The organism is Promicromonospora iranensis, from assembly GCF_028994775.1.
GTDB lineage: Bacteria > Actinomycetota > Actinomycetes > Actinomycetales > Cellulomonadaceae > Promicromonospora > Promicromonospora iranensis_A.
In genome coordinates, this window is the sequence record NZ_JAJQMN010000017.1 from 18,861 (window position 1) to 44,407 (window position 25,547).

At 69.1% G+C, this 25,547-nt stretch carries 17 protein-coding genes and 1 tRNA gene; 8 read left to right on the forward strand and 10 right to left on the reverse strand.

What is annotated here, in order from left to right:
* Positions 1-86: 86 nt before the first annotated feature.
* Together LUU90_RS23595 and LUU90_RS23600 are read right to left on the reverse strand one after the other, a co-directional pair.
* Entirely contained in the window at positions 87-824 is a 738-nt protein-coding gene (locus LUU90_RS23595; RefSeq protein ID WP_275006403.1) for a pentapeptide repeat-containing protein, read from the reverse strand.
* A gap of 185 nt (positions 825-1,009) precedes the next feature.
* Positions 1,010-10,219: a DNRLRE domain-containing protein gene (locus tag LUU90_RS23600; protein ID WP_275006404.1), complete on the reverse strand. Its 9,210-nt coding sequence runs from the start codon at positions 10,217-10,219 to the stop codon at positions 1,010-1,012.
* Positions 10,220-10,432: 213 nt separating this feature from the next.
* On the opposite strand from LUU90_RS23600, the gene LUU90_RS23605 reads away from it, so the two are divergent.
* Positions 10,433-10,747 carry a hypothetical protein gene (locus LUU90_RS23605; RefSeq protein WP_275006405.1) on the forward strand — a complete coding sequence of 105 codons (315 nt, stop codon included), beginning with the start codon at positions 10,433-10,435 and terminating at the stop codon, positions 10,745-10,747.
* Positions 10,748-10,820: 73 nt separating this feature from the next.
* On the opposite strand, the gene LUU90_RS23610 is transcribed toward LUU90_RS23605, so the two are convergent.
* Positions 10,821-11,411: a uracil-DNA glycosylase family protein gene (locus LUU90_RS23610; RefSeq protein ID WP_275006406.1), complete on the reverse strand. Its 591-nt coding sequence runs from the start codon at positions 11,409-11,411 to the stop codon at positions 10,821-10,823.
* Between the two features lie 130 nt (positions 11,412-11,541).
* Between LUU90_RS23610 and LUU90_RS23615 the strand changes: the two genes are divergently transcribed.
* Genes LUU90_RS23615 through LUU90_RS23625 form a run of 3 tightly spaced genes read left to right on the forward strand, consistent with a single transcriptional unit; the run spans position 11,542 to position 14,239 of the window.
* On the forward strand, positions 11,542-12,375 hold the full coding sequence (locus LUU90_RS23615) for a CPBP family intramembrane glutamic endopeptidase (protein WP_275006408.1): 834 nt from the start codon (positions 11,542-11,544) through the stop codon (positions 12,373-12,375).
* Positions 12,372-13,583 (forward strand): sensor histidine kinase, encoded by a 1,212-nt coding sequence (locus LUU90_RS23620; RefSeq protein WP_275006409.1) that lies wholly within the window; start codon positions 12,372-12,374, stop codon positions 13,581-13,583. Before LUU90_RS23615 ends, LUU90_RS23620 begins: the two co-directional genes overlap by 4 nt.
* Positions 13,580-14,239 carry a response regulator gene (locus tag LUU90_RS23625; protein WP_275006411.1) on the forward strand — a complete coding sequence of 220 codons (660 nt, stop codon included), beginning with the start codon at positions 13,580-13,582 and terminating at the stop codon, positions 14,237-14,239. Before LUU90_RS23620 ends, LUU90_RS23625 begins: the two co-directional genes overlap by 4 nt.
* A 15-nt stretch (positions 14,240-14,254) precedes the next feature.
* Here LUU90_RS23625 and LUU90_RS23630 read toward each other — a convergent pair whose 3' ends face one another.
* Together LUU90_RS23630 and LUU90_RS23635 are read right to left on the reverse strand one after the other, a co-directional pair.
* Complete coding sequence (locus LUU90_RS23630) at positions 14,255-14,821, reverse strand: YcxB family protein (RefSeq protein WP_275006412.1); 567 nt, start codon at positions 14,819-14,821, stop codon at positions 14,255-14,257.
* A gap of 63 nt (positions 14,822-14,884) precedes the next feature.
* Positions 14,885-16,399, reverse strand: a complete 1,515-nt coding sequence (locus LUU90_RS23635; RefSeq protein WP_275006414.1) for an SDR family oxidoreductase — start codon at positions 16,397-16,399, stop codon at positions 14,885-14,887.
* A gap of 125 nt (positions 16,400-16,524) precedes the next feature.
* Here LUU90_RS23635 and LUU90_RS23640 point away from each other — a divergent pair, with 125 nt between their 5' ends.
* Entirely contained in the window at positions 16,525-17,331 is an 807-nt protein-coding gene (locus LUU90_RS23640; protein WP_275006415.1) for a tryptophan-rich sensory protein, read from the forward strand.
* A gap of 65 nt (positions 17,332-17,396) precedes the next feature.
* On the opposite strand, the gene LUU90_RS23645 is transcribed toward LUU90_RS23640, so the two are convergent.
* Entirely contained in the window at positions 17,397-17,807 is a 411-nt protein-coding gene (locus tag LUU90_RS23645) for a GNAT family N-acetyltransferase (RefSeq protein ID WP_275006416.1), read from the reverse strand.
* A 154-nt stretch (positions 17,808-17,961) separates the two neighbouring features.
* Here LUU90_RS23645 and LUU90_RS23650 point away from each other — a divergent pair, with 154 nt between their 5' ends.
* A complete protein-coding gene (locus LUU90_RS23650) occupies positions 17,962-18,867 on the forward strand; it encodes a cation-transporting ATPase (protein ID WP_275006418.1) in 906 nt (301 codons plus the stop codon).
* Between the two features lie 106 nt (positions 18,868-18,973).
* Here the strand turns inward: LUU90_RS23650 and LUU90_RS23655 are convergent.
* The 3 genes from LUU90_RS23655 to LUU90_RS23665 form a co-directional block, all read right to left on the reverse strand.
* Positions 18,974-19,050 (reverse strand) — tRNA-Val (locus tag LUU90_RS23655).
* Positions 19,051-19,114: 64 nt separating this feature from the next.
* A complete protein-coding gene (locus tag LUU90_RS23660) occupies positions 19,115-19,609 on the reverse strand; it encodes a peroxiredoxin (protein ID WP_275006419.1) in 495 nt (164 codons plus the stop codon).
* Between the two features lie 21 nt (positions 19,610-19,630).
* Positions 19,631-20,038: a DUF3052 domain-containing protein gene (locus LUU90_RS23665; RefSeq protein ID WP_275006420.1), complete on the reverse strand. Its 408-nt coding sequence runs from the start codon at positions 20,036-20,038 to the stop codon at positions 19,631-19,633.
* Positions 20,039-20,476: 438 nt separating this feature from the next.
* Between LUU90_RS23665 and aceE the strand changes: the two genes are divergently transcribed.
* Positions 20,477-23,227 carry a pyruvate dehydrogenase (acetyl-transferring), homodimeric type gene (gene aceE, locus LUU90_RS23670; protein ID WP_275006422.1) on the forward strand — a complete coding sequence of 917 codons (2,751 nt, stop codon included), beginning with the start codon at positions 20,477-20,479 and terminating at the stop codon, positions 23,225-23,227.
* Between the two features lie 111 nt (positions 23,228-23,338).
* Here aceE and LUU90_RS23675 read toward each other — a convergent pair whose 3' ends face one another.
* Positions 23,339-24,031: a hypothetical protein gene (locus LUU90_RS23675; protein WP_275006423.1), complete on the reverse strand. Its 693-nt coding sequence runs from the start codon at positions 24,029-24,031 to the stop codon at positions 23,339-23,341.
* 99 nt (positions 24,032-24,130) lie between these two features.
* Between LUU90_RS23675 and LUU90_RS23680 the strand changes: the two genes are divergently transcribed.
* Entirely contained in the window at positions 24,131-25,435 is a 1,305-nt protein-coding gene (locus LUU90_RS23680) for a helix-turn-helix domain-containing protein (RefSeq protein WP_425596294.1), read from the forward strand.
* The last annotated feature ends 112 nt before the right edge of the window (positions 25,436-25,547 follow it).

Genomic DNA, 25,547 nt, shown 5'->3' on the forward strand with positions numbered 1-25,547 from the left:
GCGCCCGTCGGCTAGACGGGGGCGTCACTGGGCAGACCTCAGGAGGACGCCAATCTATTCAACAATGAAGAAATGTTTAGGCCGAACTACTCGCCGCGCGGTGAGTTTATTTCAGAGTCAATGAGGCTCAGAACCCGTTCAACTTCCTCGAAGCCTAGCCCCAGGTCGGCGCAATTGATAAGAACATCACCTCCACCCAGTGACGAAATGGAGTTGACGCACTCGAGAATTAAGGAAACAGATTTGCGATCCCTAGCTGGCGTCTCCTCAGACCTGACCAGTGATTCCATTCGGACGCGTTCATCGGCGAGGCGTCCGGCTTTAATGACGAAGATTCGCCTATCCCTTGGCAGGCGCACGCTCGACAAGTCGAATCCAATGACGTCCACATCACTAAACATCGAATCCGAAAAGTCCACATCGGACAATACTGATTTTCGGGACGTTTGTCCCTGGAAGGTCGCTCCGCGTACATCGCCGCCAAAAGTGCAGCGAATCATTCGCAGGCTCCCGCTAAAGTTCACCTGGTCCAGAGATGCGTTTCGGAAATTGCAGTCGACAAATTCGGCCCCGGTGGTGTGCGCGCCGCGCAATAAAGCGTGTTCGAAGCTGACTTCACTAAAATGACTGACTAGCGACCTCGGCAATTTTCTCGTGTCCTGGCCAAGGCGCGCTTCATGAAGATCCGCACCCACAAATGACGAGTCACGGACCGCCGATCCCGCAATGACAATACCGTCGAACTTCGCGTAATTGAAGAGGCAGTTCTCCACCATCGAGAACTCCATTCGTGTACTCGGAAAACTGGCGGCAGTGAAGTCCACATCAGTAACCTTCATCTTTCGGACCTCAAGATAGTCGCCCGGAATTGGCGCGTACCGCAAGTCGATTCGCCCATTTACTCGGCCGAGCGGAAGGCCATCGAAGTCTTTCCGCCTGACGATTCGACCAGCTAGTTCGGCGAGTACTTGTTGCCCTGCTGTCGTAGACCAGCGGTGTCGCAGGTCTTCTACTTTATCTGGTTCCACAGAATTCCAACGCCTTTCCCGCTGTAGCTCCTAGTTGTGTGAGCCGCCCAGTGACCAACGGTTGTAACGTCATACCACGACACGCCGCCAGCTTCTCTCCCGCGGTTTACCACGTCGGGCCCCCCGCCTTTCGCACCGTTCGGTGTCGTCCTGACGCCCAACATTCTCATAAGTCGGCTGTTGTCGACAAGTTCCTTAACACGTCGATCGACATACTTCCCAAGAGTGGCATTACTCAAGCGGGGATTGGAAAGATGACCGATCTCTTTGCTACTGAGATGTCTGGAGAGCTTATTCGTTCCACGACTTGCCTCTTGCAGCGCCTTGTTGGTGTACCGCTCGAGCGTCCTCGCGATCCAGTCTGGTCGCTTTATCGCCCCACCGAGCTCGTCGACAATGCCTACCTTACTTGTCGCGCTCCGGACGGCAGCGGCGCCAGCGCGACCGACGGATCCACCAATTAGGCCGGTTGCGGCGCCGACACCAGTGTCCTTCCAGAACTCGCCCGATCCAACCTCGTTCCCCTGGACTGTGCTCGTGACCGCGCCAGCTACTGCGCCAGAGAGCGCCCCGACAGCAGCTCCGCAGATCACGCCTCCGACTCCGAACGTTACAGCGCCAACTGCCGCGCAGGCGGCGCCCCCGACAACGCCCACCGCTAAGCCCGCCGCGCCCCCGATGATGTCAGCCTTGTTCTCTTCCCAAAGGTTGGCAGCGCTGCCCATAAAACCGTCGAGCGAAAAGTGGCCGTCGATCTCGATCATTGAGATTGGGTTGCCGGCGCCGAAGGCGTAACGGTTTCCGGTGTAGATATCGGAGCCGAGGCCCATGTCGGCGAGGGCGCCGTTGTACATGTCTCGCGTCGTGAACCTGTTCAGGCCGGGTGCGTAGTCACGAAACCCCATGTCGTACGTCCCAGAAGCCGCGTCCCAACGTTTGGCGTTGTACCGGTATGCGTTGTACGGCTCCGCGTCCTCCGGCGAGCCGGCCTCAGGCTTGTCGATCCCCGTGTATTCGGACTCGTCCGCGTTCCCGTACGCGGTGTACCCATAGGTGGCCTCGACGTTTCCGTTCTCGTCGGTGAGCGTCTCGACGTCGGTGTGAGCGTTGTAGCCGTAGTACGCGTCCTCGGACGTCCCGTCATCGTTCTGGGTGACCTGTGACAGCCTCTGACCCCACGGCGAGTACTGGTACGACTTCGTCAGCTGCCCAGCAACCTCCTCGCCCAGAACCTCTTCGGACAAACCGAGGTAGCTGAAGTTGGTCGTCTTCTCCGTTGTGCCGCTGCCCGTCGTCTTGGACGCCGTCCGGTCCAGCGGGTCGTACTCGTACGTCGTCGACTCCAGCACCCCGGCGTCGTTCATCTGCTCGGACTGCGCGATGTGGTCGAACCCGTCATACGTCGTCCGGGAGATTGTCAGCCCCACCGAGACCACCGACGTCTGCCGGCCGAACGGGTCATACCGGTACGACGCCGCAGCAGTGCCCGTCGTCGCTGTCAGCAGGCGGTTGCGGTCGTACGAGTACGCCGTCGCCGTCCCACCCACCGACTGCTCGATGACGTTCGCGTTGTCGTCATGCACATACGTCTCGGTCTTGGCACCGTTACCCGTCTTGACCGACTTCCTCAGCCGGTCTACCGGGTCGTACGAGTACGTCGTCGTGCTGTTCAGATACGCACCGGCAACATCCGCGTTCGCCTTCGAGGCGACATCGGTGTGCTTGTTCCCGTTGTCGTCGTACGTGTAGGCATGCGACGCGACCAGCGCCCCACCAGACTTCTCCTCACGCAGCGACTTCAGCGCACCGTCCAGGAAGTACCCGTTGGTGACGACATTCCCGTTGGCCTTGGTCTGCGTCGCCTGACGCCCCAGAGCGTCGTAGGTGTACCGAGTCACCTTCGCCGCGGCGCTGTCGTTCAGATCGTCGACCGACAGGGAAGTGAGCGGCCCGCGAGGGTCGAGCGCAAGGTCGTAGGTGTACTCCGACCGCTGGTCCGGGTGAGCCACCGTCAGTGGCTGTCCCAGCACGTCGTACGAGTACGACGTCGTCGCCGTCTCCTGACCCGCCAACGCCTCCTTCACCGACGCCACCTGGTTCAACCCCGTGTACGCGACCTGGTAGTCGTCCGCCCGGGCACCAGAGCTCGTGTCGTTGATCCCCGTCATGTTCCCGTTGACGTCGTAGGAGTACGCGAACGCATGCGCCTCCGTGTCGGTGTCCGCGGAGTTGTCCCGCACCAACCGCACGGCGTCCGCGACAACCTTGCCCGTCGCCGACGGCTTCAACGTCACCGTGACCGGGTCGCCCTTGCGCAGCGCAACCCGTCCGACGTCGGACCACCCGCCCGCACCTGTCGTCTGGTTCACCGTGTACGCCGGCTCCGTCACCACACCACCGTGACCGTCACCGTCCTTGCCATGCGTCAGCTCGAACGTCGCGTCCGAGGCGGCACCCGAGACCTGCGGGTACGTCACCGCCACCGAGTACGTGCCGTCCGCCGGGACATCCAGCGTCCAGGTGAACTTGTCGGTCGAGGCCCCCGACACCGCAGCATGCGTGCGGTGGTTGGTGCCCTGCTCGCCCGCGGCCGAGGCTGTCGCCCACGTACCCGTCGGCTCAACCAGACCCTCGGTGTCGTTGTCCGTCACCACCGAGTGCGATCCCACCGGCACACCGTCGTCGGCCTTGGTCCTCAGCTTCCCGTCCGGGAAATACGACCACGTCATCGTCCGGTTCGCGGACCCGTCCGCCGAGGTCAGCGTCCGCGCCGTCTGCGCACCCAGGTCGTCGTACTCGTACGCGGTCGAGATGTCCCAGCCATCGCTGGACTTCTTGATCCACCCGTTGTCGAAGTACTCGGTCGTCGAGTCGTTGCGCACCGTCTGGTCCTCCGACGGCGGCATCGACGTCTTCACCACTCGCCCGGCGGCGTCGTACGTCGTCTCTGTGTAGACGTTCGCGTCGTTGTGCCGGGTGTCCGCCGGGTCGTACGGCTGGAACTGCTTGACCGGCCGGTTCAGCGCGTCGTACTCCGTCCGTGAGGCGAAGTCGTCCGGGTCGGCCGTTGCGACACCGCGCGGCGTGATCACCCGTGTGGTGTTGCCGACCTCGTCGTACTCGACCTTCGTGGTCCGGTACTGCACCACACCGCCGACGCTCTCGTGCGGCGTCTTCGTCTCGACTTGGGCACCGCGCACGTCATAGGTCACGTAGGACGTGTTGCCGTCCGGGTCCGTCGAGGACACGGCCAGGCCGTCAGCGTCGTAATCCGTCGTGCTTGTGTTGCCCGCGGCGTCCGTCGCCGAGATAGGCCGGTGGTTCAGGTCGTACTTCGTCGTGGACGTGAAGTCGTCCGGGTCCGCCGACGCGTTCTTCTTCGGGTCCACCGTCTTCACGAGGTTGCCGACCTCGTCGTACGAGTAGCTGATGACGTCGCCGTCAGCGTTCGTCACGGACGTCTGCTGGTAGATCGAGTCATACCCGTACCGCGTCACGAAGTCGGAGGCGTCCCCGGTGGTGGCCACGCCCTTGGGCTCGGTCACGGTCTCGAGGTTGCCGACCGTGTCGTAGGTGAACACGCTCGCGCGCTCCGGCCCCGTGGACGTGTCCTTCGGCATCGTCGACTTCGTGACCTGGTCGGTCTTGTCGTACGTCGCCGTCGACACGGCGCCGTTGGGCGCCGTCGAGACGGTCACGTTGTCGTTCGCGTCGTAGACCGGTGCCGGCGTCGTGATGGTCTCGTCCGCCGACTTGCGCTGCGTACCCGCCAGCGGCCGGCCGAAGGCGTCGTACGCCTGCGTCACCAGGCCGTCGAGCGGGTCCTCGACCTGGGTCACCAGGCCACGTCCGTCGTTCGAGTACGTGGTCCGGGAGACGTTGCCGAGCGCGTCCTCGGTCACCTCCGGATACCCCACCGCGGTGTACCCGCGATACTTCGTGACGTTCTCGTTCGCGTCCTTGGCCGTCAGCAGCTGCCCGTACGTGTCATACGTGTACGACGTCGTGAAGTCACCAGCGGTGGCCGTCGCGATGCCCTTGCCGTCCGTGACGGTCAGCAGGTTGCCCTTGGCGTCGTACGTGAACTGGTTCTTCCGCCCCTCGGGCGACGTGGTCCGTGCGATCTGCGCGACGTACCCGTTCTCCCAGGGCCGGTACTCCATGACCTGCGCACCCGGCGGTGCCTGCTCGGCCGTCTCCCCGGGCACGCACTCCGCGGCTGCGGGCGCACCACCCCGGGCATCGTTCTGCTCCGCGTCGCGCTGCCACAGCGGGTACCCGGTCTTCGGGTCGTAGCAGTACGCGGTGACCGCGCCGTTGGCCTCGGTCAGGGTCCGGACGTTGTTGTCGCCGTCCCAAGTGAGCGCGACCGTCTCCGACTTCGCGTTCGTGACCGACCGTGGCCGGCCGAAGTCGTCCGAGACGTACTTCGTCGCATGCCCCTCGGCATCGGTGACCGTCGAGGTCCACCAGTCGTCGTTGGTCGCGTGCGGCACGTAGTCGAACGAGGTGTCGCCGCCGAGCCGGTCGGTGATGGTCTGCACGGACCAGTGGTCCTTCGGGTCGTCCCCCTCGGACGGGTAGTAGTACCCGATGCGCGTGGTGTTGCCACGCGGGTCGGTCACCGCGGTGAGCTTGGCGTTCTTGTTGCCCTGGTCGGCGTCGTAGGTGAACTTGAAGTGCTTCGCGATCGACTCGCCGGCGTCGTCGGTGGCACCCGCGCCGTCGATCATCCGGCCCATGAGGCCCTTGTCGGTGTAGTAGAACTCGAGCTTGCGCCCCGAGACGTCCGTCATGGACCGCACGTGGTCGTAGATCTTCGAGTTGGTCAGCTTGCCCGACCCGGTCACCAGGTTCCCGGTGGTCTCGTCGACGTACCGCCAGCCGGTCTGGCCCTTGGTCCAGTAGTCCACGGTCAGGGTCTGCCGGCCCGCGGGGTCGGTGACGTACTGCAGGAACTTGCGGGGCTGGTTGTTCGACTGCCGCTCGGCGTAGGTGAACTGCTGCGTGTTGCCGTTCTTGTCGATCACCTTGTTCAGGTAGCCGTCACAGCCGAACACGAACGTCGTGCCGTCCGGGCGCAGCAGCTGCCATGCGTCCGCCACATAGTCCTGGTTGCCGGGGCAGGTCACGTCGGCGGCGCTCTGCGTCAGCCGGTAGTTCACGCCCGCAGGCGCGTCCCACTGACCGGTGGTGGAGTTCAGCCGGAACACGTGGGTGGTGCCGTCGCCGTCCGGCAGCATGATCTCGCGCGGGCCGTTGTTCGGGTGGAACTCCAGCGGCGCGCCCAGCCGGATCGGCCCGGCCACCTGCGCGGACCAGCCGAACCCGGACACCGTGTCGGAGGTGTCCTGCGAGTTGTACGAGAACCGCGCGAACGTCGACAGGCCGCGGCCCGGGTTGCTGAGCGCGTCGTACGACCAGACGGCGTTGCCGGCGGCCACGTTGGTCATGAGGGTGCCACCGGCACCCGTGTTCTTGCCGGCGTAGGTGTAGAAGCTCTCCAGACCCAGCTGGTCCGACGTCGGGTCCTCGACCGCGACGTTCTGCTTCAGCTTCCCGGCCGGCAGCGCCGCGATGCCGGCGTCGGCCAGGGTGCTCGCCTCGGTCTCCTCGGCCACGTCACCCGTCGCGGTGGTGTCCAGCCCCTGGGCGGACGCCGCGGCCTGCGCGGAGTCCTCGCCCGCCGCTTCCGCGTCCTGCCGGGCGGTCTTCTCCTGCGCGGCCGACGTGCCGTTGGCGATCTCCCACGACAGCTCGTAGTCCGAGCGCAGGTTGCCGTCGCTGACGGGCGGCGCGACGACGGTCGCCGTCATGTCCGCCACCTCGCCGGAGGAGAGGTCCTGCGGCAGAGCCGTGGTGGTCGACTCCGAGCCCGGTGCCACCGAGCCGTCCGGCAGCGTCCAGGACGCGACCAGCTCCTGGGCCCCGGCGACCCAGGTCGTCTGGGTCGTGTTCGACACGGTCACCGGCACCTTGTACGTGGAGCCGGGGTTCATGCGCTCCGGGGTGTCCGGCGCGTAGAACGTGTCCTCCGGCGCGGTGCTGAGGTACGTCACGGACAGGCGGGGACCGGAGCGCTCCAGGCCGCCGTTGGCTGCCGCCTCCTTCGAGGCGAACAGGGACCGGTCCTGGGACTCCGCCTCGTCAGCCATCCGCACGATCAGGGACTTGTGCCAGGACGGGTTGTTCACGAACGCCTGGGTCACGGCCTTGGCGTCCCACGCCAGGCGGGACGGGCCCTCACCGACGCCCGAGACGGTCGACTGGACGGCGGAGGAGTGCGAGCCGCCTGGGTTCCACGTGCCCGGGCCGGCTCCGTCCGGGTCGTTCCACGTGGCGGTGGTCTCGTCGAAGTCGACGGTGGCACGACGCAGCTCGTACTCGCCGAGAGTCGGGTAGACCATGCTGCCGTCGGAGTTGGTGCGCGTGGTCTCCGTCGTCTCCTGCCACATCCGCAGGGACGCATCGGTCACCACCGCACCGTCGGGGATGTCCCACGTGGCGTCGTCCCACTCCATGACGGTGCGGGTGTCGCCGTAGACCGCCGACGCGTTGCCGACCAGGTCCCAGTGCTGGGTGGTGATGTCCTGGATCGTGTTCCAGTTCTGGGTCGGCTTGCCGCTGGCCAGCGAGGTGTCCCCCGAGGCGACCAGCACCTTGGTCGTGTGCCCCGCCTTCGGCAGGCGCACGATCTGCGTCGACGACGGGACGATGCTGCCGTCACGCCGTTTGACCGCGACCTGGTAGTAGTACAGCTTGCCCTCGTCGGTGGCGTCAGCCGGCGTCGGGACCGCCGTCGTGTCCACGAACTCCGTCGTTCCCGGGGCCACCGGAGCCACCAGCGTCGAGGACGACGGCGCGAACGTCTGCGAGACCGACCGGTGCACCTGGTACTCCACCAGGTTGTCGCCCGTGCCCGACGAAGGGTCCCGGTACGTCGACCAGGACAGCTCGGCGCCTGTCGCGTGGATGGTGTCAGGGATGTCCATGACGACGCCCGGCTGCCCGTAGGTCACGGTCAGGCGCGGCATGTTGCGGGTCTCGCCGCCGTAGGCGTTCTCCCCCGCCTCGTACCGTGGTCCGCCCACCGGGCCGTTGACGGTCTCATCGGTGGCGCGGACCATGAACCCGTTGTTCGCCAACGAACCGGTGGTCCACTTCTTCACCGTCTGGGTCACGTCATAGTTGTGCCACTTGCCGATCTGGCCCGGGGTCCGGGTCGCCGTACCGCCCTTGATCAGGCGAATGGCGTCGGCGATGACCACGTTCCCGGTCTGCACGTCCTGGTCGGTCACCGCGACCCGCGCCCCCGGGTTCAGGGTGTGCGACTGCACCACCGACCACACCCCACCCGACGTCGCAGTACCCCGCGTCATATCCACGTTGTAGGTGCGCGTGCTCCCGCCCGGGAACGTCACCTGCAGCTTCGCCGCCCGCGCCCGGTCAGCCCCCGGGACGTGCGCCACCCGGATCTGCCACACCCCGGCCTCGGGGAGGTTCGGCGTCACAGAGAACTCGTCCGTCGTGCCGTCACCGTTGCCGTACGTGTACTGGTAGGTGCGCCCGTACGCGTACTGCGTCAGCGCGGTGTTCGCCGACGCCGGCCAGGATCCGGTGAACTGCGCCGAGGCGTGCGTGTTGTCGAAGGTGCGCTGGAGCCCGGCGATCCCGCCCTCCAGGCCGTTTGCGTTCGACCAGTTGGCCGTGGGTGAGTCCCACGCACCGGTGACCTCTCGCACCTCCAGTGGCACGCGGGTGGCCCAGTCGGTGTGCGCCTGGTCGAAGTAGAGCCCCAGGTCCGCATCCGTCACCGTGGAACCGTTCGGCACCACGTCACCGAGCTGCGGGAAGGCAAGCATGGCGCGAGCAACGCCGCCCTCCGTGCGCCCCACCGACAGCCGACTGCTCGCGTAGTACTCCGTGGAGGGCGCCTCCGACAGGAGCATCGTGTCCTTCGAGAAGTTCCCCGTCGGCGAGATGATGATCGTCGGGTCCACCGTCACCGGCCAGACCCGGTCCTCGTCGGTGAGCCAGTCCAGGTCCGGCGTGACGGTCAGCGTCCACTCGCCGCTGCCCGACGGCTCCAGCTCGTAGGTCACGTCCTCGGACACCGACGCGCCCTGGTCGTCCGGCGCGGACATCTTGCCGCCCTCAGAGGTCTCCGCCTCGCGGGAGTCCCACATCACCCCCGCCGGGATCACCACGGCGGGCTCCGGATCGAGCTCACCGTAGAACCCGATCGACCCGTCCTCCTCGAGGCGCGGGGTCAGCTCGGCGAGATCGGACAGCGTGAACGTGTACTCCACCTGGCCCGCGTCGTCCGGTGCCTCGGAGAGGATGATCGACTCCTTGACCCTGCCCGGCAGGACCTCGTACGACAGGTCGGCGCCGCCCAGTGCCGCCACGTCCTCGTGCGTCACCGTGTCGCCGTCGACCCGAGGCGAGGACAGCTCGGCGTCCTCGGCGTCGGGCAGACCGACGGTCACGCCACGACCATCGGCGTCCTCCACCCGGACGACCCGGTCAGCCTTCTCACCGAAGTACGACCGAGCGGTGTTCGCCACGCTCGCGTGGGACCAGCCCTCGGAGGTCGCGGCCTTGCCCGCCTTCGCGGACAGACCCTTGGCGCCCGCGGCGGCCACCGCCTTGCCCGTCGCGGTGACGGCGGTGTCGATCTCCGCCAGGTCGTCCTGCGCGGTCTCGTAGAACAGCGGCTCACCGGCGACCTCGACCTGCCGCTGGCCGTCGTCCAGCAGGAACGTCCTCGTGTTGACGGTGCGCTTGCCGGTCAGTTCGCGCACGCGTTCGCCCGGCTCGGCCGGCGTCGCGACCGTCGGATCCACCGAGTGTTCCTCGGGCGCCAGCTCGGCGTCCGCCGGGATGGGATCCGCCTCGGTCGATTCGCCGCCCTCGAACAGGTCCGTGAACCAGTTGCCACCCTCGTCGTCGCTCTTGCCCTCTGACTTGCTCGAGGCAGGCGGAGCAGCAGCAGCCGCGGCGGCGGCGCGGTCCGCCTCCGACTGCTTGTCGAGGCTCGACGCGACCGCCGGCACGGCCGGCACCAGGTAGACGCCGACCAGGGCAGCTGCCGTGACCGCGACTGTCACCGTCCGCGTCCACCACCGCGCGCCGGGCATGGGCAACGTCGTCGACATCGCGACCGGACCGGTCGTCGTCCTGCGAGCCATCAGATCCCCCTGAGCAATGCCCCTGCCCGTTTCAGGCAGAGGTCAACGAACCATCGGTACCCAACCAGCGGTTGCCCAGGGCCGAACAGAGGAAGAAAACCTACGGGTGAAATCGAATGTTTGGATTTGTCGGACTTTGACGACTACATGTCAGCATGCCTACGGTGTAGCCGTATGCCACACCAGTGCCGCCAGGGGGAAGGAACTGCCACGATGGGGCGCGCCAAGAAGGCCACGAGCGAGAACCTGCTTGCCGTGCTGGCGCTGCACGAGCGCGGCTCGTACGGCGCTGCCGCCAACGCGATCGAGCGGGACTCCGCGACGGTCAAGTACCACCTGACGGCAACCCGGCTGGCCTACGGCGACGATGTACTCACCTACACCGGCCAGGGCTGGCAGCCGACGGCGAAGGGCCTGCAGATCCTGGAGCTGGCCCACAGGGCCCGGCTGCTCAGGGACGCGCTCGGCGGGATCGAGCCGTCAGAACCCGGTCCGGCACCCACACCTCCGGCCGAGGACGCCGCCTGACGTCCTGACGGCAGGCTCAGCTCACGGCAGGCTCGCCTCAGGACGGACTCGCCGACGTGAGGCCGCCGCCCCCTCACCCACCCGCGAGCGCCCCCGCCACCAGCGAGCGCAGAGCGGGTACGACCTCCTCCTCGAACCACGGGTTCTTGGTCTGCCAGCGGAAGTTCAGCGGCGACGGGTGGACCAGCGGGATCGCGGACGGCAGGTACTCCGTGTAGGCGCGCACGGTCTCGGTCAGGGTCGGCTTCGCCCGGCCCCCCAGGTAGTACTTCTGAGCGTAGCCGCCGACCAGGACGGTGAGCCGGAGGTCCGGCAGCTCCGCGAGGATCCGCTGGTGCCACAGTCTCGCGAAGTCCTTGCGGGGCGGCAGGTCGCCGGAGGCGGCCTTGCCCGGGTAATAGAAGTCCATAGGGATGATCGCGAACAGGTTCGGGTCGTAGAACTGCACGTCGTCGACGCCGAGCCAGTTCCGTAGCCGCACACCGCTGGCGTCGTTCCACGGGATGCCGCTCTCCTGGGCCTTGCGGCCGGGCGCCTGCCCGATGAGCGCGATGCGTGCGCCGGGCGCCGCCGCATAGAGCGGCTCGTAGCCGAGGTCGCGCGCCCAGGCGTTGGACTCGTGGGCGACGATCTCCGCCCGGATCCGGTCGAGAGTGCTGCGCATGGCGGCCAGTCTGTCCCCCGAGCGAGCTACCTGCGAGTGTCCACCGTGCGGTGACTACCCGGGACGGCCGGATCCATAGCGTTCTGGGTAGCCCGCGGCACTCCGGCTGCGGCTTCTCGAAGGAGTCATCGTGCGTCTGGTGTGGCAGCTCTTGGCCGTTGTAGCGGTCTCGTTCCTCGGCAGCCAGGGTTCGCTGCTGGTCGGCGACAACCCCTGGCTGGCGCTCGTCGTCGGGTTGGCGACCGCCGTGGTCGCGGTCCTCGTCTACGCCTGGGTGGTGCGGCGCACCGAGCACCGCGCCGTCATGGAGGTGTCCCGGCAGGGGGCCGTGTCCGGTCTCGGCTGGGGCACGCTGCTCGGCGTCGCGCTGTTCAGCCTGGTCATCGTGAACCTCGCTCTCCTCGGCAGCTACACGGTCCACGGCCCTGGCACGACGGCGGGCGCGGTGGGGCTGCTGGGCGTCATGGCGGCCGTCGCCGTGACGGAGGAGCTGATGTACCGCGGTGTCCTGTTCCGGATCATCGAGGGGTGGACCGGCACCTGGATCGCCCTGGTCCTGACCAGCGTGCTGTTCGGCATGGCCCACCTGTTCAACCCGAACGCCAGCCTCTGGGGCGCCCTCGCGATCGCCATCGAGGCGGGCGGCATGCTCACCGCTGCGTACGTCGCCACCCGCAAGCTGTGGGTGCCGATCGGTCTGCACCTCGGCTGGAACATCGCGGGGAGCGCCATCTTCAGCACCGAGGTCTCGGGCAACCACACGCCGCAGGGCCTGCTGGACGCCTCGACGTCGGGCCCCGTGCTGCTCACCGGCGGCGAGTTCGGCCCGGAGGGCAGCGTGCTCTCGATCCTGTTCTGCGTGCTGGTCGCCGCGGTGTTCATGCGGCTGGCCTACCGGCGCGGTCACGTCATCCCGCGTCGTCGCGGCGCCCGGGCCGACGCGGCCGCTACGCTCCCCCGGTGATCGATCTCCGGCAGGTCTCGAACCAGCGGCATGACCGGTGGCGCGACCGGTGGCACCGGCTCGACGTCACGGTCCGGGACCTGCCGCTCGCCCTGGCACTCGCCGGTGCGGCGTTCGTGCCGGTGCTGCGCGAGTACGGGACGCAGGTGGGCGAGGTGCCCGCCCGTCCGTTCGACGGCGTCGCGGTGCTGGTCATCGCGCTCCAGTGCCTCCCGCTCGCCGTGCGCCGGCGGTGGCCGGCCCTGTGCATCGCGCTGGTCTCGCTCGGCTTCGTGGTCAGCCAGGTCCAGGGCTACCACTCGTTCGGGGCCAACGCGCTGGGCATCGCGCTGGTGAGCACGGGTGCGCACCTGGCGCACCGCCGTCGGCTCGTCGGCGCCGTGCTCTCCGTGGCGTACGTGGGGCTGGCAATCACGCTCGACCGGTTGACCGGCGTGGAGCGCGTGGATGAGTACCTCACGTTCTACCTGGTCATGGCCCTGGCGTGGGGTGTCGGCGCCTGGCTGCGGTCCAGCCGGGCGGCGGAGGCGGAACGCCGCCGCCGGGTCGCCGAGGACACCCGCACCGCCGAGCGCACCCGCATCGCCCGCGAACTGCACGACGTCGTGACCCATCACGTCACGGCGATGGTCGTGCAGACGGAAGCGGCGCGGTACCTGACCACCGCGCCGGACCGGCTCGACGCGACCCTGACGGCCGTCGGCGATACCGGCCGGCGGGCCATCGGCGACCTGCGGAACCTGCTCGACCTCCTCGACCCCGGGCACGAGGGCCCCGCCAGGACGCAGCCCGACGGCGACCTCCGGACCCTCGTCGAGCAGACCCGCCAGGCCGGGCAGCCGGTGGAGCTCACCGAGGAGGGCACGCCCGCCCAGGAGGCGGGCAGCGCCGAACGCACTGCGCACCGGGTGGTCCAGGAGTCGCTGACGAACGCCCTCAAGCACGCTTACGGCCGCCCGACGGCGGTCACCGTGCACTACGACGACAGGGAGATCAGCGTGGAGGTCAGCACGGCAGCGCCTGCCGCGGACACCGGCACACAGCGCGGCCACCGGGCCGGTGCGCGGGGTGCCGCGCCCGGGAGCGGGCGGGGCCTCGTCGGGCTCCGGGAACGGGTCACCGCCCTGGGTGGCGAGCTCAGTGCACACCGGACGGACGACGGCGGCTTCGTCGTGCTGGCCCGCATCCCCACCGGGAGCCGCTCGTGACGGCGCCGACCCGGGTCCTGGTCTGCGACGACCAGGTGCTGATCCGCACCGGGTTCGCGACCATCATCGATGCCCAGCCCGACCTGAAGGTGGTCGGCGAGTGCGGGGACGGACGGGCCGCCGTCGACCTCGCCCGCCGGCTGCGCCCGGACATCGTGGTGATGGACGTCCGCATGCCCGTCCTCGACGGCATCGAGGCGACCCGTCTCCTCGCCGGTGCCGGGGTGGAGGAGCCCGTCAAGGTGCTCGTGGTGACGACGTTCAACCTCGACGAGTACGTCTACGAGGCGCTGCGCGCCGGGGCCAGCGGGTTCCTGCTCAAGGACGCCCCGGCGGCGCAGCTGCTGACCGGCATCCGTACCGTCGCGTCCGGGGCCGCGCTGCTGGCGCCCGAGGTGACCCGGCAGCTCGTCGGCAGGTACGCGGCGCGGATCCGGCCCACGGAGAGCGCGGCCGGTGACACCGAGCTGACCCGGCGCGAGCTGGAGGTGCTGCGCCTCATCGCCGACGGCCAGTCGAACGGTGAGATCGCGGCGACGCTGGTGATCAGCCAGGAGACGGTCAAGACGTACGTGTCACGCCTCCTGGCCAAGCTCGGCCTGCGCGACCGTGTGCAGGCGGTGGTCTACGCCTACCGCAACGGCCTGGTCACGTGAGCAGCGGCCGGGCGGTCAGCGGATCCGGTACCGGGGCACGTGCGCCTGGATCTGCGCTCTGACGGCGGCCTGCTCACCGACCGGGACCGCCCGCTTGGGCAGCCAGTAGACCATCGAGGCCACACCGCTCGGCACGTAGACGTAGTACGCGTAAGCCGTCTCGCGGGCACGGGACGCCACGCCCCACACCATGAACTGCCGGCCGCTGGGGCCGGCATGGCTGAACCCGTCGGCGTCGAGCACGGCGTGCACCGGTTCGCGGTTCTGCGGCTTGCGCCAGCCTGCATACGCGCCCAGCTGGGCGTACGCGAGCATGAACAGGGCCGGGGGTGTCCCCAACGCCACCAGAGCCGCCACGACCTCGGGATCACCGACGGGTCGACCCTCGGCATCGACGACGAAGAACCTCGCCAGGACCAGGAGCGCGAGCATCGCGAGCAAGAACCACGCGAGCGCCTTGCCCACACGCACCACGGGGCTGGTCCGCAGCAACGCCACGTAGTCCGCCCGCGTGGGCACGAAGCCGTACTCCGAGCGGACGCCGATGTCGGTAGCGCTGTCCGCGTGTTCCTGTGCCGTCACGGGCGGCAGCGTAGCCCGGCCGCCGTGCTCGCCGGGTTCACTTTCGTCTCCATCACCGGTTTGTCACCCGGTGCGGCCGCCTCGGCCCGCGGAGTGCCCCTGCTCCGCCCCGTGCTCCTGTGCCGCACGGGCGATGTTGCGCTGCATCCCACCGAACACGATCCCGTGGAACGGGCTGATCACCCACCAGTACAGCTGCCCGAGGAGCCCGCGCGGCAGGAAGACGGCGCGCTGCCGGAACGTCGGACGCTCCCCCGGCTCACCCTCCACGGACAGCTCGAGCCAGGCGAGCCCCGGCAGGCGCATCTCGGCGCGCAGCCGCAGCAGCTCGCCCGGCACCACCTTCTCCACCCGCCACCAGTCGAGCGCGTCGCCAGGGGCGAGGCGGTGCGGGTGGCGCCGTCCGCGGCGTAGGCCCGGGCCGCCGAAGAGGCGGTCCAGAGCGCCGCGGGCCACCCAGCCGAGCCGCCAGGAGTACCAGCCGTGTGCCCCGCCGATGCCCTCGATGACCGTCCAGAGCGACTCGCGGGTCGTGTCCACCACGACCGACCGGTCGTCCACCAGCAGGCTCCCGCCCGCCCAGTCGGGGTCTTCGGGCAGCGGGTCGGACGGCGCACCCGGGGTCGAGGCGGACACCCAGCTCGTGCGCACATCCAGGTCCTGGATGCGCGCGAGCGCCAGCTCGACCGCCTGGTCGAAGCCGATCAGCCCTTCGGGCGGGTCGGGCACGTACGCCTTGATATCGCGTTCCCGTGCCACGACCTCGTGCACCAGGGATCCGACCAGCGGCCGGGCGATCGCCGGCGGCACCGGCGTCACGAGACCGACCCACAGGCTGGCCAGGCCCGGCGTCAGCACCGGGACGGCGCGGATGACCCGGGGGCGCAGGCCCGCGACGGCGGCGTAGCGCTGCATCATCTCGCGGTAGGTGAGGACGTCGGGGCCACCGATGTCGAAGCCCCGGCTCACCTCGGGCGGAATGCTCGCCGCTCCGACGAGGTAGCGCAGCACGTCGCGCACGGCGATCGGCTGGATCCGGTTGTTGATCCAGCGGGGCGCCACCATCGCCGGCAGCCGTTCGGTGAGGTACCGCATCATCTCGAAGGACGCGCTGCCCGAGCCCAGGATCACCGCGGCCCGCAGCACGACCGTCGGCACACCGCTGTCCAGCAGGATCTCCCCGACCTCGCGACGGGACTCCAGGTGGGGCGAGAGCCGTTCGGCGTCCGGGTGCAGCCCGCCGAGGTAGACGAGGCGAGCGACACCAAGCTCTCGCGCCACGACCGCAAAGCCGCGGGCGGTGTCGCGGTCGCGTTCGGCGAACCCGGGCCCGGACCCGAGGGCGTGGATGAGGTAGTACGCGACGTCGACGCCGTCGAGCGCCCGCCGCAGGTCCGGACGGGACGTGGCGTCGCCGGCGACCACCTCCACGTCGTCGGACCACTCACGCGAGGAGATGCGCTCGGGGTGCCGGGCCAGCACGCGCACCCGGTACCCGGCTGCGAGCAGCTCGGGCACCAGCCGTCCGCCGATGTAGCCGGTGGCCCCGGTGACGAGGACCGTAGCGCCGTCCGTCATGGCAGCACCGCCTTTCGCTCGACAACCTGAATCTTGGCAGATTACTAGATAGGCTAGCGATATTCGCCGCTCATGGCTCAGGCACGCGGGCGGGAGCGGACCACCGACCCGAGGAGTGAGGACCCATGACGGGACAGCATTCGACCGACCGGACCCAGCAGATCGTCGTGACGCTCAGCTACCTGGCCTGCCTGGTCGGTTCCATGATCGGCGTCGGCGTGTTCGGCGGGACCCGTATCGCCTCGGCGGCCGGCGGCGCGCTCGCCGCCGACGCCACGCTGCTCGCACCCGCTTCCGCTGCCTTCTCGGTGTGGACGGTCGTCTATGCCGGGCTCGCCGGGTACACGGTGCTGCAGTGGTTCCCCGCCCCGGCGTCCGCGGACCGTCAGCGGAGCCTCCGGCTGCCGGTCGCCGGGACCATGCTGCTCAACGCCGCGTGGATCCTGGTGGTCCAGGCGGGCTGGCTCTGGGCGAGCGTGGCCGTGATCGGTGCGCTGCTCGCGCTGCTCAGCCGGGTGTTCGTGATCCTCGTGCGGACGCGCCCCGCCGGGATGCTGGAGCGCCTCCTCGTCGACGGTTCGCTCGGCCTCTACTTCGGCTGGGTCTGCGTGGCCACGGCGGCCAACATCGCGGCGGCGCTCACGGGGTCCGGGTTCGACGGGGCAGGTATCGACCCGGACTGGTGGGCGGTCGCGGTCCTCGTGGTGGTCGGCGGTGTCGGCGTGGTCCTGGCGGCGCGGAGCGGGGGCCGTATCGCCGTGGCCGCCGCGATCGCTTGGGGACTTGCGTGGATCGCGGTGGCCCGATGGGACGGTGCGCCACAGTCCGCCCCGACCGCGGTGGCAGCGGCCGCCGCGGCCGCCGTCGTCCTCGGTGTGGCGGCGACCCTGAGGCTGCGTGCCGCCACCCGCACGGTCTCCGCCATTCCGTAACCCATCGCCGGTCAGCGCTGTAGCACGTACCCACCGTGGTGGAGCGACGTCGGACGCCCGGACGGTCAGGTGTCGGTGAGGTGGACGAGCCCGGCGAGCGTCGGGCGGAAACCGCACGACTCAAGGTAGAACGCCTCGAGGTGCGGCTCGAAGTCGACGGAGAGCCACTCGCACCCCGCCGCCCTGGCCCCCTCGACCGCACGACGTACCACGGCTGTGCCGAGGCCCTGCCGCTGGTGCGTCGGCCGTGTCTTGGTGTCGATCAGGAACGCGTGGTCCCCGCCGTCCCACGCCACGTTCACGAACCCCACCAGCAGGCCGCCCGCGCTCCGGGCGGTGACCCACCCCAGCGAGTGACCGCGGACCCGGTCCCACCATCCGGGCGCCGGGGTGCCGCCGTGGGACTGGGTGAGATCTACGATCTCCGCGTCGGACACCGGCCCGCGCCAGTCCAGGACCACTTCGTCGGTAGACATCCTGCTCAGCCTGACGGCGACAGGGCGCGGACGGCAAGCGCAAAGAGGCGCGCCGTCGGTCCGCGAACGGGCGAAAACTCTCATCTCGCTCTCACGAACTTCTCATCCCGGCCTGGCAGTGTGGTCCGCCCGACCGACGGAAGGAACGGACCGCATGTCCAAGCTCTCCAACATGATCGGCCTCGCGAAGAAGATGCTCGACTCCCAGACCGGGCAGCAACCTCAGCAGGGGACGCCACAGGGGACGCAGCAGGGCGGTTCGACCGGTCAGAAGTCCTGGCGGTCCACGCTCGAGGACGTGGCAGCGGCGGTGGGCGGACGTTCCCAGGACGCGCAAGCGCCGGGCCACGCACCCACACCACAGGGCCGGCCCAGCGCCCCCGCACCGCAAGGACGGCCGAGCGCCTCGGCGGGCTCCGACGCCGACCGGCAGGCCATCGCCCGCTACGACTACCTCATGCAGACCGCCGAACCGCACCAGATCGAGCAGATCCACGCCGAGTCGTTCGCGCGACTGACGCCGGCGCAGCGCCAGGCCGTGCTGCAGCGCATGCAGACGGAGCTTCCGGCGCATGAGCAGCCTCGCTCTGCCGACGTCGCCGACCTGTCCCGGGCAGCCGCACGCACGGAGGCTCGTCAGCCGGGCGCCATGCGCTCGATGCTCGCCAAGGTCGGCACGGGCGGGGCCGTGGCGGGAGTTGCCGTCGGCGCGGTCGGCGTCCTCGGCGCGGTCGCGGCCGGTGCGGCGGTGAGCAGCGTCGCGGGCCCGCTCCTGGAGAACGCATCGAACCTCGGGGTGGACTTCGAGGCGCTCGCGTCGGGCGTCGACGTCGAAGGGCTCACCTCGTCGGTCGGCGATCTCGGCACCGGCGCCCTCGACGAGGCGACCGCAGGCATCGGGGATCTCGGCACCGGCGCCCTCGACGAGGCGACCGCGGGTGTCGGGGATCTCGCCGGCTCGGCCGACGGTGCGCTGTCCGGCCTCGGGGACCAGGTCTCCGGAGCGGGCCAGTCGCTCTCCGATCTCGCCCAGGGATTCGACCCGCGCGACCTGCTCTGAGCCGGGCTGCCGGACGGCGGCGCGGACGTTCCCGACATCCGCCGGCCGGCTGCCTGAAGAAAATGATGACGCGGGACATCTATGAACGATGTCCCGCGTCATCACATGGTGGGCCCGGAGGGATTCGAACCCCCGACATCCACGGTGTAAACGTGGCGCTCTAACCAACTGAGCTACGAGCCCCGGCAGCGGACAACAATACCTGGCCCGCGACCCGATCCAGCCTAATTTTCCCGGCTGACCCGCATCAGATCTCCGCGACCGCCCTGCGGTAGTCCTCCAGGTCGCGTGCCTGGCCGCGTGGGTTCACCACGCACCAGCGGACTATCCCGTCGGCGTCGATCAGGAACGTCCCGCGCAGCGCGATCCCCGAACCCTCGTCGAACACGCCGTAAGCGCGCGCCACCTCGCCGTGCGGCCAGAAGTCGGACAGCAGGTCGAACTGGTATCCCTCGGCCGCCTGCCACGCCTTGAGCGTGAAGACGGCGTCCGTCGACACGACGAGCAGCCGCACACCGGCGGTCTCGAAGTCCTCGATGTTGTCGCGCAGCTCGCACAGCTCGCTGGTGCACGTGCCGGAGAACGCGAACGGGACGAAGACGACGAGCACCGGCGCCCCCCGCAGGTCCGACAGTGAGGTCGGGGTGCCGTGCGTGTCCGGGAGCGTGAAGTCGGGTGCGGGGTCACCCGACTTCAACGGCACCACGGGAGCGCTCGACGCGGCGGCGGCAGGCTCGGTCATGGCTGCTGTCCTGTCAGGCGTTCACTTACCGCGGCCCCGGTAGGCGAGCCGGGTCGCCGACCAGTCCTCCGCGATGGCGAACGTGCTGGTGGTCTGCAGGCCTGCGGTGGTCGCGGCCTCCTGGATGTCGCTGTGGCCGACCTCGCCGTCGCGCCCGGGCTTGGGCGTGAAGATCCAGATGAGGCCGCCGTCGTCCAGGACGGTCTGCACATCGACCAGTGCGTCGGTGAGGTCGCCGTCGTCCTCCCGCCACCAGAGGACGACTCCGTCGGTCACGTCGCCGAAGTCCTCGTCCTCCAGCTCGCTGCCGATGATCTTCTCGATGTCGGCCCGGAGTGCTTCGTCGACGTCGTCGCCCCAGCCGAACTCCTGCACCACTTGGCCGGCCTCGAAACCGAGGCGCCCCGCGCCCTGGGTGTCCGTGCTCACTTGGTTGATCGTCCCTCTCTCTGTCCGGCACTCGCAGCCGGGTCGTATGCCTGTTCTGTCGGCCCTGCGTCGGGCCCTCCGTCGCCAAAGGTAGTGCACGCACCCCGGCCATGCCTCGCAACCAGGACGCGTGGTGTCTTTTTGATGAATCGATGAGACCTCGGCAACGCATCAGTCATGCACTCAGTCTCATCATTGCGATACCCCGTATCAATACTGGTGCGAACCGGCACAGACGTAACGCAGATCACGCACTCTTGACCGCCCTATGGTGTGAGGACACGCTGTGAGGGGACAGAATGGCTAGGACCACCTGTGCGTGGGCGTGCACAGTCGCAACCCCAGCTGTGGCGACGCTACGCCGACGCGACGGGTTCTGACGAGGCGGCGAGGAGCGCGAACCGCGACCGCGCCGCGCGACACCGAGAGAGGTTGCTGGTGGCTTCGTTTGACGAGACCGGACCGCTGATCAACGGTCTGCTCAGCGCCGTACCTGACATCGACCCGGCCGAGACCGAGGAATGGGTCGAGTCCTTCGACGGGCTGATCGACGACAAGGGCGGACCCCGCGCCCGGTACGTCATGCTCAACCTGCTGCGCCGTGCGCGAGAGCGGAATGTGAGCATTCCCGCGTCGATGGCGACGCCCTACGTGAACACCATCGGTGTCCACGAGGAGCCGTACTTCCCGGGCGACGAGGCCATGGAGCGCCGTTATCGCTCGTGGATCCGCTGGAACGCGGCGGTCATGGTGACCCGCGCCCAGCGCGAAGGTCTCAGCGTCGGCGGGCACATCTCCTCGTACGCGTCCGTGGCGACGCTCTACGAGGTGGGGCTGAACCACTTCTTCCGGGGCAAGGACCATCCGGGCGGCGGCGACCAGATCTACTTCCAGGGCCACGCCTCCCCCGGCGTCTACGCCCGGGCCTACCTCGAGGGTCGCCTGTCCGCGGACCAGCTCGACGGGTTCCGCCAGGAGAAGTCGCACGCGGGCGGCGGCCTGCCGTCCTACCCGCACCCGCGCCTCATGCAGGACTTCTGGGAGTTCCCGACCGTCAGCATGGGCCTCGGCCCGGCGTCGGCCATCTACCAGGCCTGGACGAACAAGTACCTGCACAACCGCGGGATCAAGGACACCAGCCAGCAGGACGTCTGGGCCTTCCTCGGCGACGGCGAGATGGACGAGCCCGAGAGCCGCGGCATGATCCAGCACGCCGCCCAGCAGCAGCTGGACAACCTGACGTTCGTCGTGAACTGCAACCTGCAGCGCCTCGACGGGCCGGTCCGCGGCAACGGCAAGATCGTCCAGGAGCTCGAGGCCCAGTTCAAGGGCGCCGGCTGGAACGTCATCAAGGTCGTCTGGGGCCGCGAGTGGGACGCCCTGCTCAACGCCGACAAGGACCGCGCGCTGGTCAACCTGATGAACGTCACGCCCGACGGTGACTACCAGACCTACCGCGCGGAGTCCGGCGCGTTCATCCGTGAGCACTTCTTCGGGCGCGACCCGCGCACGAAGGCCCTCGTCGAGAACATGACCGACGAGGACATCTGGAACATGAAGCGCGGCGGGCACGACTACCGCAAGCTCTACGCCGCCTACTCCGCGGCACGCGCGCACACGGGCCAGCCGACCATCATCCTGGCGCACACCGTCAAGGGCTACGGCCTGGGCTCCGGCTTCGCCGGACGCAACTCGACGCACCAGATGAAGAAGCTCAAGGCCGACGACCTCAAGACGCTGCGCGACTCGCTCCGCATCCCGATCTCGGACGCCGAGCTCGAGGCCGACCCGTACCTGCCGCCGTACTACCACCCGGGCGCCGACTCGCCGGAGATCCAGTACATGCTGGAGCGCCGCCGTCAGCTCGGCGGGTTCGTGCCGGAACGCCGCACCACGGCGAAGACGACCCTCAAGCTGCCCGAGGACAAGACGTACGAGCTGCTGAAGAAGGGCTCCGGCACGCAGCAGATCGCCACGACCATGGCGTTCGTGCGGCTGCTCAAGGACCTCTTCAAGGCCAAGGACTTCGGCAACCGCATCGTGCCGATCATCCCGGACGAGGCCCGCACCTTCGGCCTCGACTCGATCTTCCCGAGCGCCAAGATCTTCAACACGCTCGGCCAGAACTACCTCGCCGTGGACCGCGAGCTCATGCTGAGCTACAAGGAGTCCGAGCAGGGCCAGATCATGCACACCGGCATCAACGAGGCCGGTTCCGCCGCCGCGTTCCAGTCGGTGGGCACGTCGTACGCGACGCACGGCGAGCCGATGATCCCGGTCTACATCTTCTACTCGATGTTCGGCTTCCAGCGCACGGGCGACCAGTTCTGGGCGGCCGGCGACCAGATGACGCGCGGCTTCATCATCGGTGCCACCGCGGGCCGCACCACCCTCACGGGTGAGGGCCTGCAGCACGCCGACGGGCACAGCCCGCTCATCGCCGGTACGAACACGTCGATCGTGCAGTACGACCCCGCCTTCGGGTACGAGATCCGGCACATCATGCGCGACGGCATCGAGCGCATGTACGGGGACGGCTCCGACGGTCGCGACCAGGACGTCATGTACTACCTCACGGTGTACAACGAGCCCATGGTCCAGCCGGTCGAGCCGGAGGACGTCGACGTCGAGGGCATCAAGCGCGGCATCCACCGCATCTCGGTGTCCGACGCCGAGGGCCCCAAGGCCCAGCTCCTCTCCTCCGGCGTGGGTGTGCCGTGGGCGCTCGAGGCGCAGCAGCTCCTCAAGGAGGACTGGGGCGTCTCGGCCGACGTGTGGTCGGTGACCAGCTGGAACGAGCTGCGTCGCGACGCGCTGGCCGCGGAGCACGACTCCCTGATCGACCCGGCGACGCCGATGCGCACGCCGTACGTCACGGAGAAGCTGTCCGGCGCCCAGGGGCCGTTCGTCGCCACCAGCGACTACGACCACCTGGTGCCCGACCAGATCCGCGCGTGGGTCCCCGGCGACTACGCGGTGCTCGGCGCCGACGGGTTCGGCTTCTCCGACACCCGGGCCGCCGCACGTCGGTTCTTCCTCATCGACGGTCCGTCGATGGTGGTCAAGACGCTGCAGATCCTCGCCCGCCGCGGCGAGGTGTCGACCGACGTCGTGGCCAAGGCCGTCGAGAAGTACCGCCTGCTCGACGTCAACGCCGGCACGTCCGGCGTCGCGGGCGGCGACAGCTGACCCTCGGTCCGCCGAGGTAACGCCTATCGGTGGTCGAGCTCGTCGAGACCTGGTCTCGACGAGCTCGGCCACCGATTCGCGTGGGACCACCGATCGGTGGTCCGGCGGGCGTCAGGTGCCCGACTTCTGCTGCTCGCTCGCGGCGATCGCCTTCTCCAGCTCGTCCCGAAGCGGCTTGACCGCCTTCGAGTCCGGGTGCATCTCCAGCGACCGCAGGTGCTGCTTCGCCTCGAACACCCGGTCGGCCTCGAGCGCGGCCAGGACCAGGTGCTTGCCGACCACCGGCGAGTGCTCCCGCACGCGCCAGTGCCCCACGCCCAGACCCAGGGCCTCCACGGGCATCCCCGCGTCGCGCAGGATCGCCATGCCCTCCGCCAGCGCGCGGCCGTCGGGGTCCCGCTCCGCCGCGGTGATGAGCCGCCGGACGGCGCCGTCCGGGTCGTCGGCGAGCGACAGCCTGCCCAGCTCGATCAGCGGGTACCAGCCTCGTGGGTGCCCGGCCAGCTCTTCCGCGAGCGCCCAGACCGCGAGGTCGGCCTCACGCTGCTTGGACTCGGGGATCTCGTCGGAGTCCCGCAGGGGGTCTTCCAGCGTCGGGTCCTCGGCGGCCCGACGGCGAACGATCTCTGCCAGGGCGCCGAAAGCCTCTTCGTTGTTGGGATCGTCGGTCAGCTGGGCGCGCAACGCGTCCTCGTGTCCCGCGTCCCCTCGTCGGGGCGCCGACGGCGACGGTCGACGAGCACCGACCGTGGACGCAGACAGGGGCCGACGGATGAGGCGGCGGAGCCGATGCATCAGGGCCATACCTCGACCCTACAGTTTTACTCCGCCGCGCACTGGGATCCTGCTGTCTTGAAAGTCCGTTTGTGGACTCCCCACAACTCGGACTCGTATGCTGCCGGGGTGCCACCACCACGACGGGCCGCGCGGGTCAGCGCCCAGAAGACCGGCCCGGAGCCCGGGCCGGCAGCCGACCGCGGCGACAGCCAGGAGACCGATCAGGCCACTGAGGCGACCCCCGGGCCCGTCCCCGGAGAGGTTTCCGCGGCGGCGACGGACCCGGCCGGCTTCCCGATGAACCTGCAGCGGGTCCGCGAGGCCAGCGGCCTGCTGACGGCCGCCGCGATGCGCCGGCTCGACGAGGACCTCACCTGGTACCGCGACCTGCCGGCGGAGGACCGCTCGTACGTGGGACTGGTCGCCCAGGCCGGCATCAACGCCTTCACCTCGTGGTTCACGGACCCCGACCGGCCGCCGCACGGTGTCAGCGAGATCTTCGCCGCGGCGCCCACCGAGCTGACCCGCTCCATCTCGCTGCAGCACACCCTGCAGCTCGTGCGCGTCGTGGTCGACGTCGTCGAGACGCACTCCGACCGGATCGCCGCGCCGGGTGGCGAGCGCGACCTGCGCGAGGCGGTGCTGCGCTACTCCCGTGAGGTCGCGTTCTCCGCGGCCGAGGTCTACGCCCGCGCGGCCGAGTGGCGAGGCGCCTGGGATGCCCGCCTCGAGGCGCTGGTGGTCGACGCGCTCGTCCGCGGCGACGGTGACGACTCCCTCCGCTCGCGGATCTCCGCGCTCGGCTGGAGCGGCCGTGGCAACGCGCTGGTCGTCGTCGGGCTCGCGACCGAGGAGCTCGACGAGATCCGCACCGCCGAGATCCGCCGGGTCGCCCGGCGTGCCGCAGGAGACGCCCTCGTCGGCATCCACGGCGACCGCCTGGTCCTCGTGCTCGGCGGCGAGGGCGACCTGGTCGCCGCCGCCACGTCGCTGCTCAGCCGCTTCGGCACCGGTCCGGTGGTGATCGGCACCCAGGTGCCGAGCCTGACCGACGCCGCCCGGTCGGCACGGTCGGCGCTCGCCGGGCTGACGGCCGCCCCGGCGTGGCCGCAGGCGCCCCGTCCGGTCATGGCCGACGACCTCCTTCCGGAGCGTGTCCTCACCGGCGACTACACGGCCCGGGCCACACTGATCGCCCAGGCGTTCACCCCGCTGCAGGAGTCCGGCGGCGCCGTGCTGGAGACCCTGTCCGCCTACCTCGGCACCGGCCGCTCGCTGGAGGCGGCGGCACGGCATCTGTACGTTCACCCCAACACGGTGCGTTACCGGCTCCGCAAGGTGTCGGAGATCACGGGCTGGGACCCGCTGGACGCCCGCGAGTCGTTCGTGCTGCAGGTGGCTCTGGCGCTGGGCCAGCTCGGCCGCGGCTGACCGTCGTGTCCTAACTCTTCACCGAGGTCAGCGCCTTGTAGGTTCTCCACAATGGGCCTCTACCAGGTTGGTACAGGTCGCGACGTCCCGCGGGCTCTCCGGATTGGCAGAG

Excerpts from the sequence above, each read along its gene's own strand:
- LUU90_RS23635 (WP_275006414.1), bottom strand. The coding sequence starts at position 16,399 with ATGACGGACGGCGCTACGGTCCTCGTCACCGGGGCCACCGGCTACATC.
- LUU90_RS23645 (WP_275006416.1), bottom strand. The coding sequence starts at position 17,807 with ATGTCTACCGACGAAGTGGTCCTGGACTGGCGCGGGCCGGTGTCCGAC.
- LUU90_RS23675 (WP_275006423.1), bottom strand. The coding sequence starts at position 24,031 with ATGGCCCTGATGCATCGGCTCCGCCGCCTCATCCGTCGGCCCCTGTCT.
- LUU90_RS23650 (WP_275006418.1), top strand. The coding sequence starts at position 17,962 with ATGTCCAAGCTCTCCAACATGATCGGCCTCGCGAAGAAGATGCTCGAC.
- LUU90_RS23610 (WP_275006406.1), bottom strand. The coding sequence starts at position 11,411 with ATGCGCAGCACTCTCGACCGGATCCGGGCGGAGATCGTCGCCCACGAG.
- LUU90_RS23660 (WP_275006419.1), bottom strand. The coding sequence starts at position 19,609 with ATGACCGAGCCTGCCGCCGCCGCGTCGAGCGCTCCCGTGGTGCCGTTG.
- LUU90_RS23600 (WP_275006404.1), bottom strand. The coding sequence starts at position 10,219 with ATGGCTCGCAGGACGACGACCGGTCCGGTCGCGATGTCGACGACGTTG.
- LUU90_RS23640 (WP_275006415.1), top strand. The coding sequence starts at position 16,525 with ATGACGGGACAGCATTCGACCGACCGGACCCAGCAGATCGTCGTGACG.
- LUU90_RS23605 (WP_275006405.1), top strand. The coding sequence starts at position 10,433 with ATGGGGCGCGCCAAGAAGGCCACGAGCGAGAACCTGCTTGCCGTGCTG.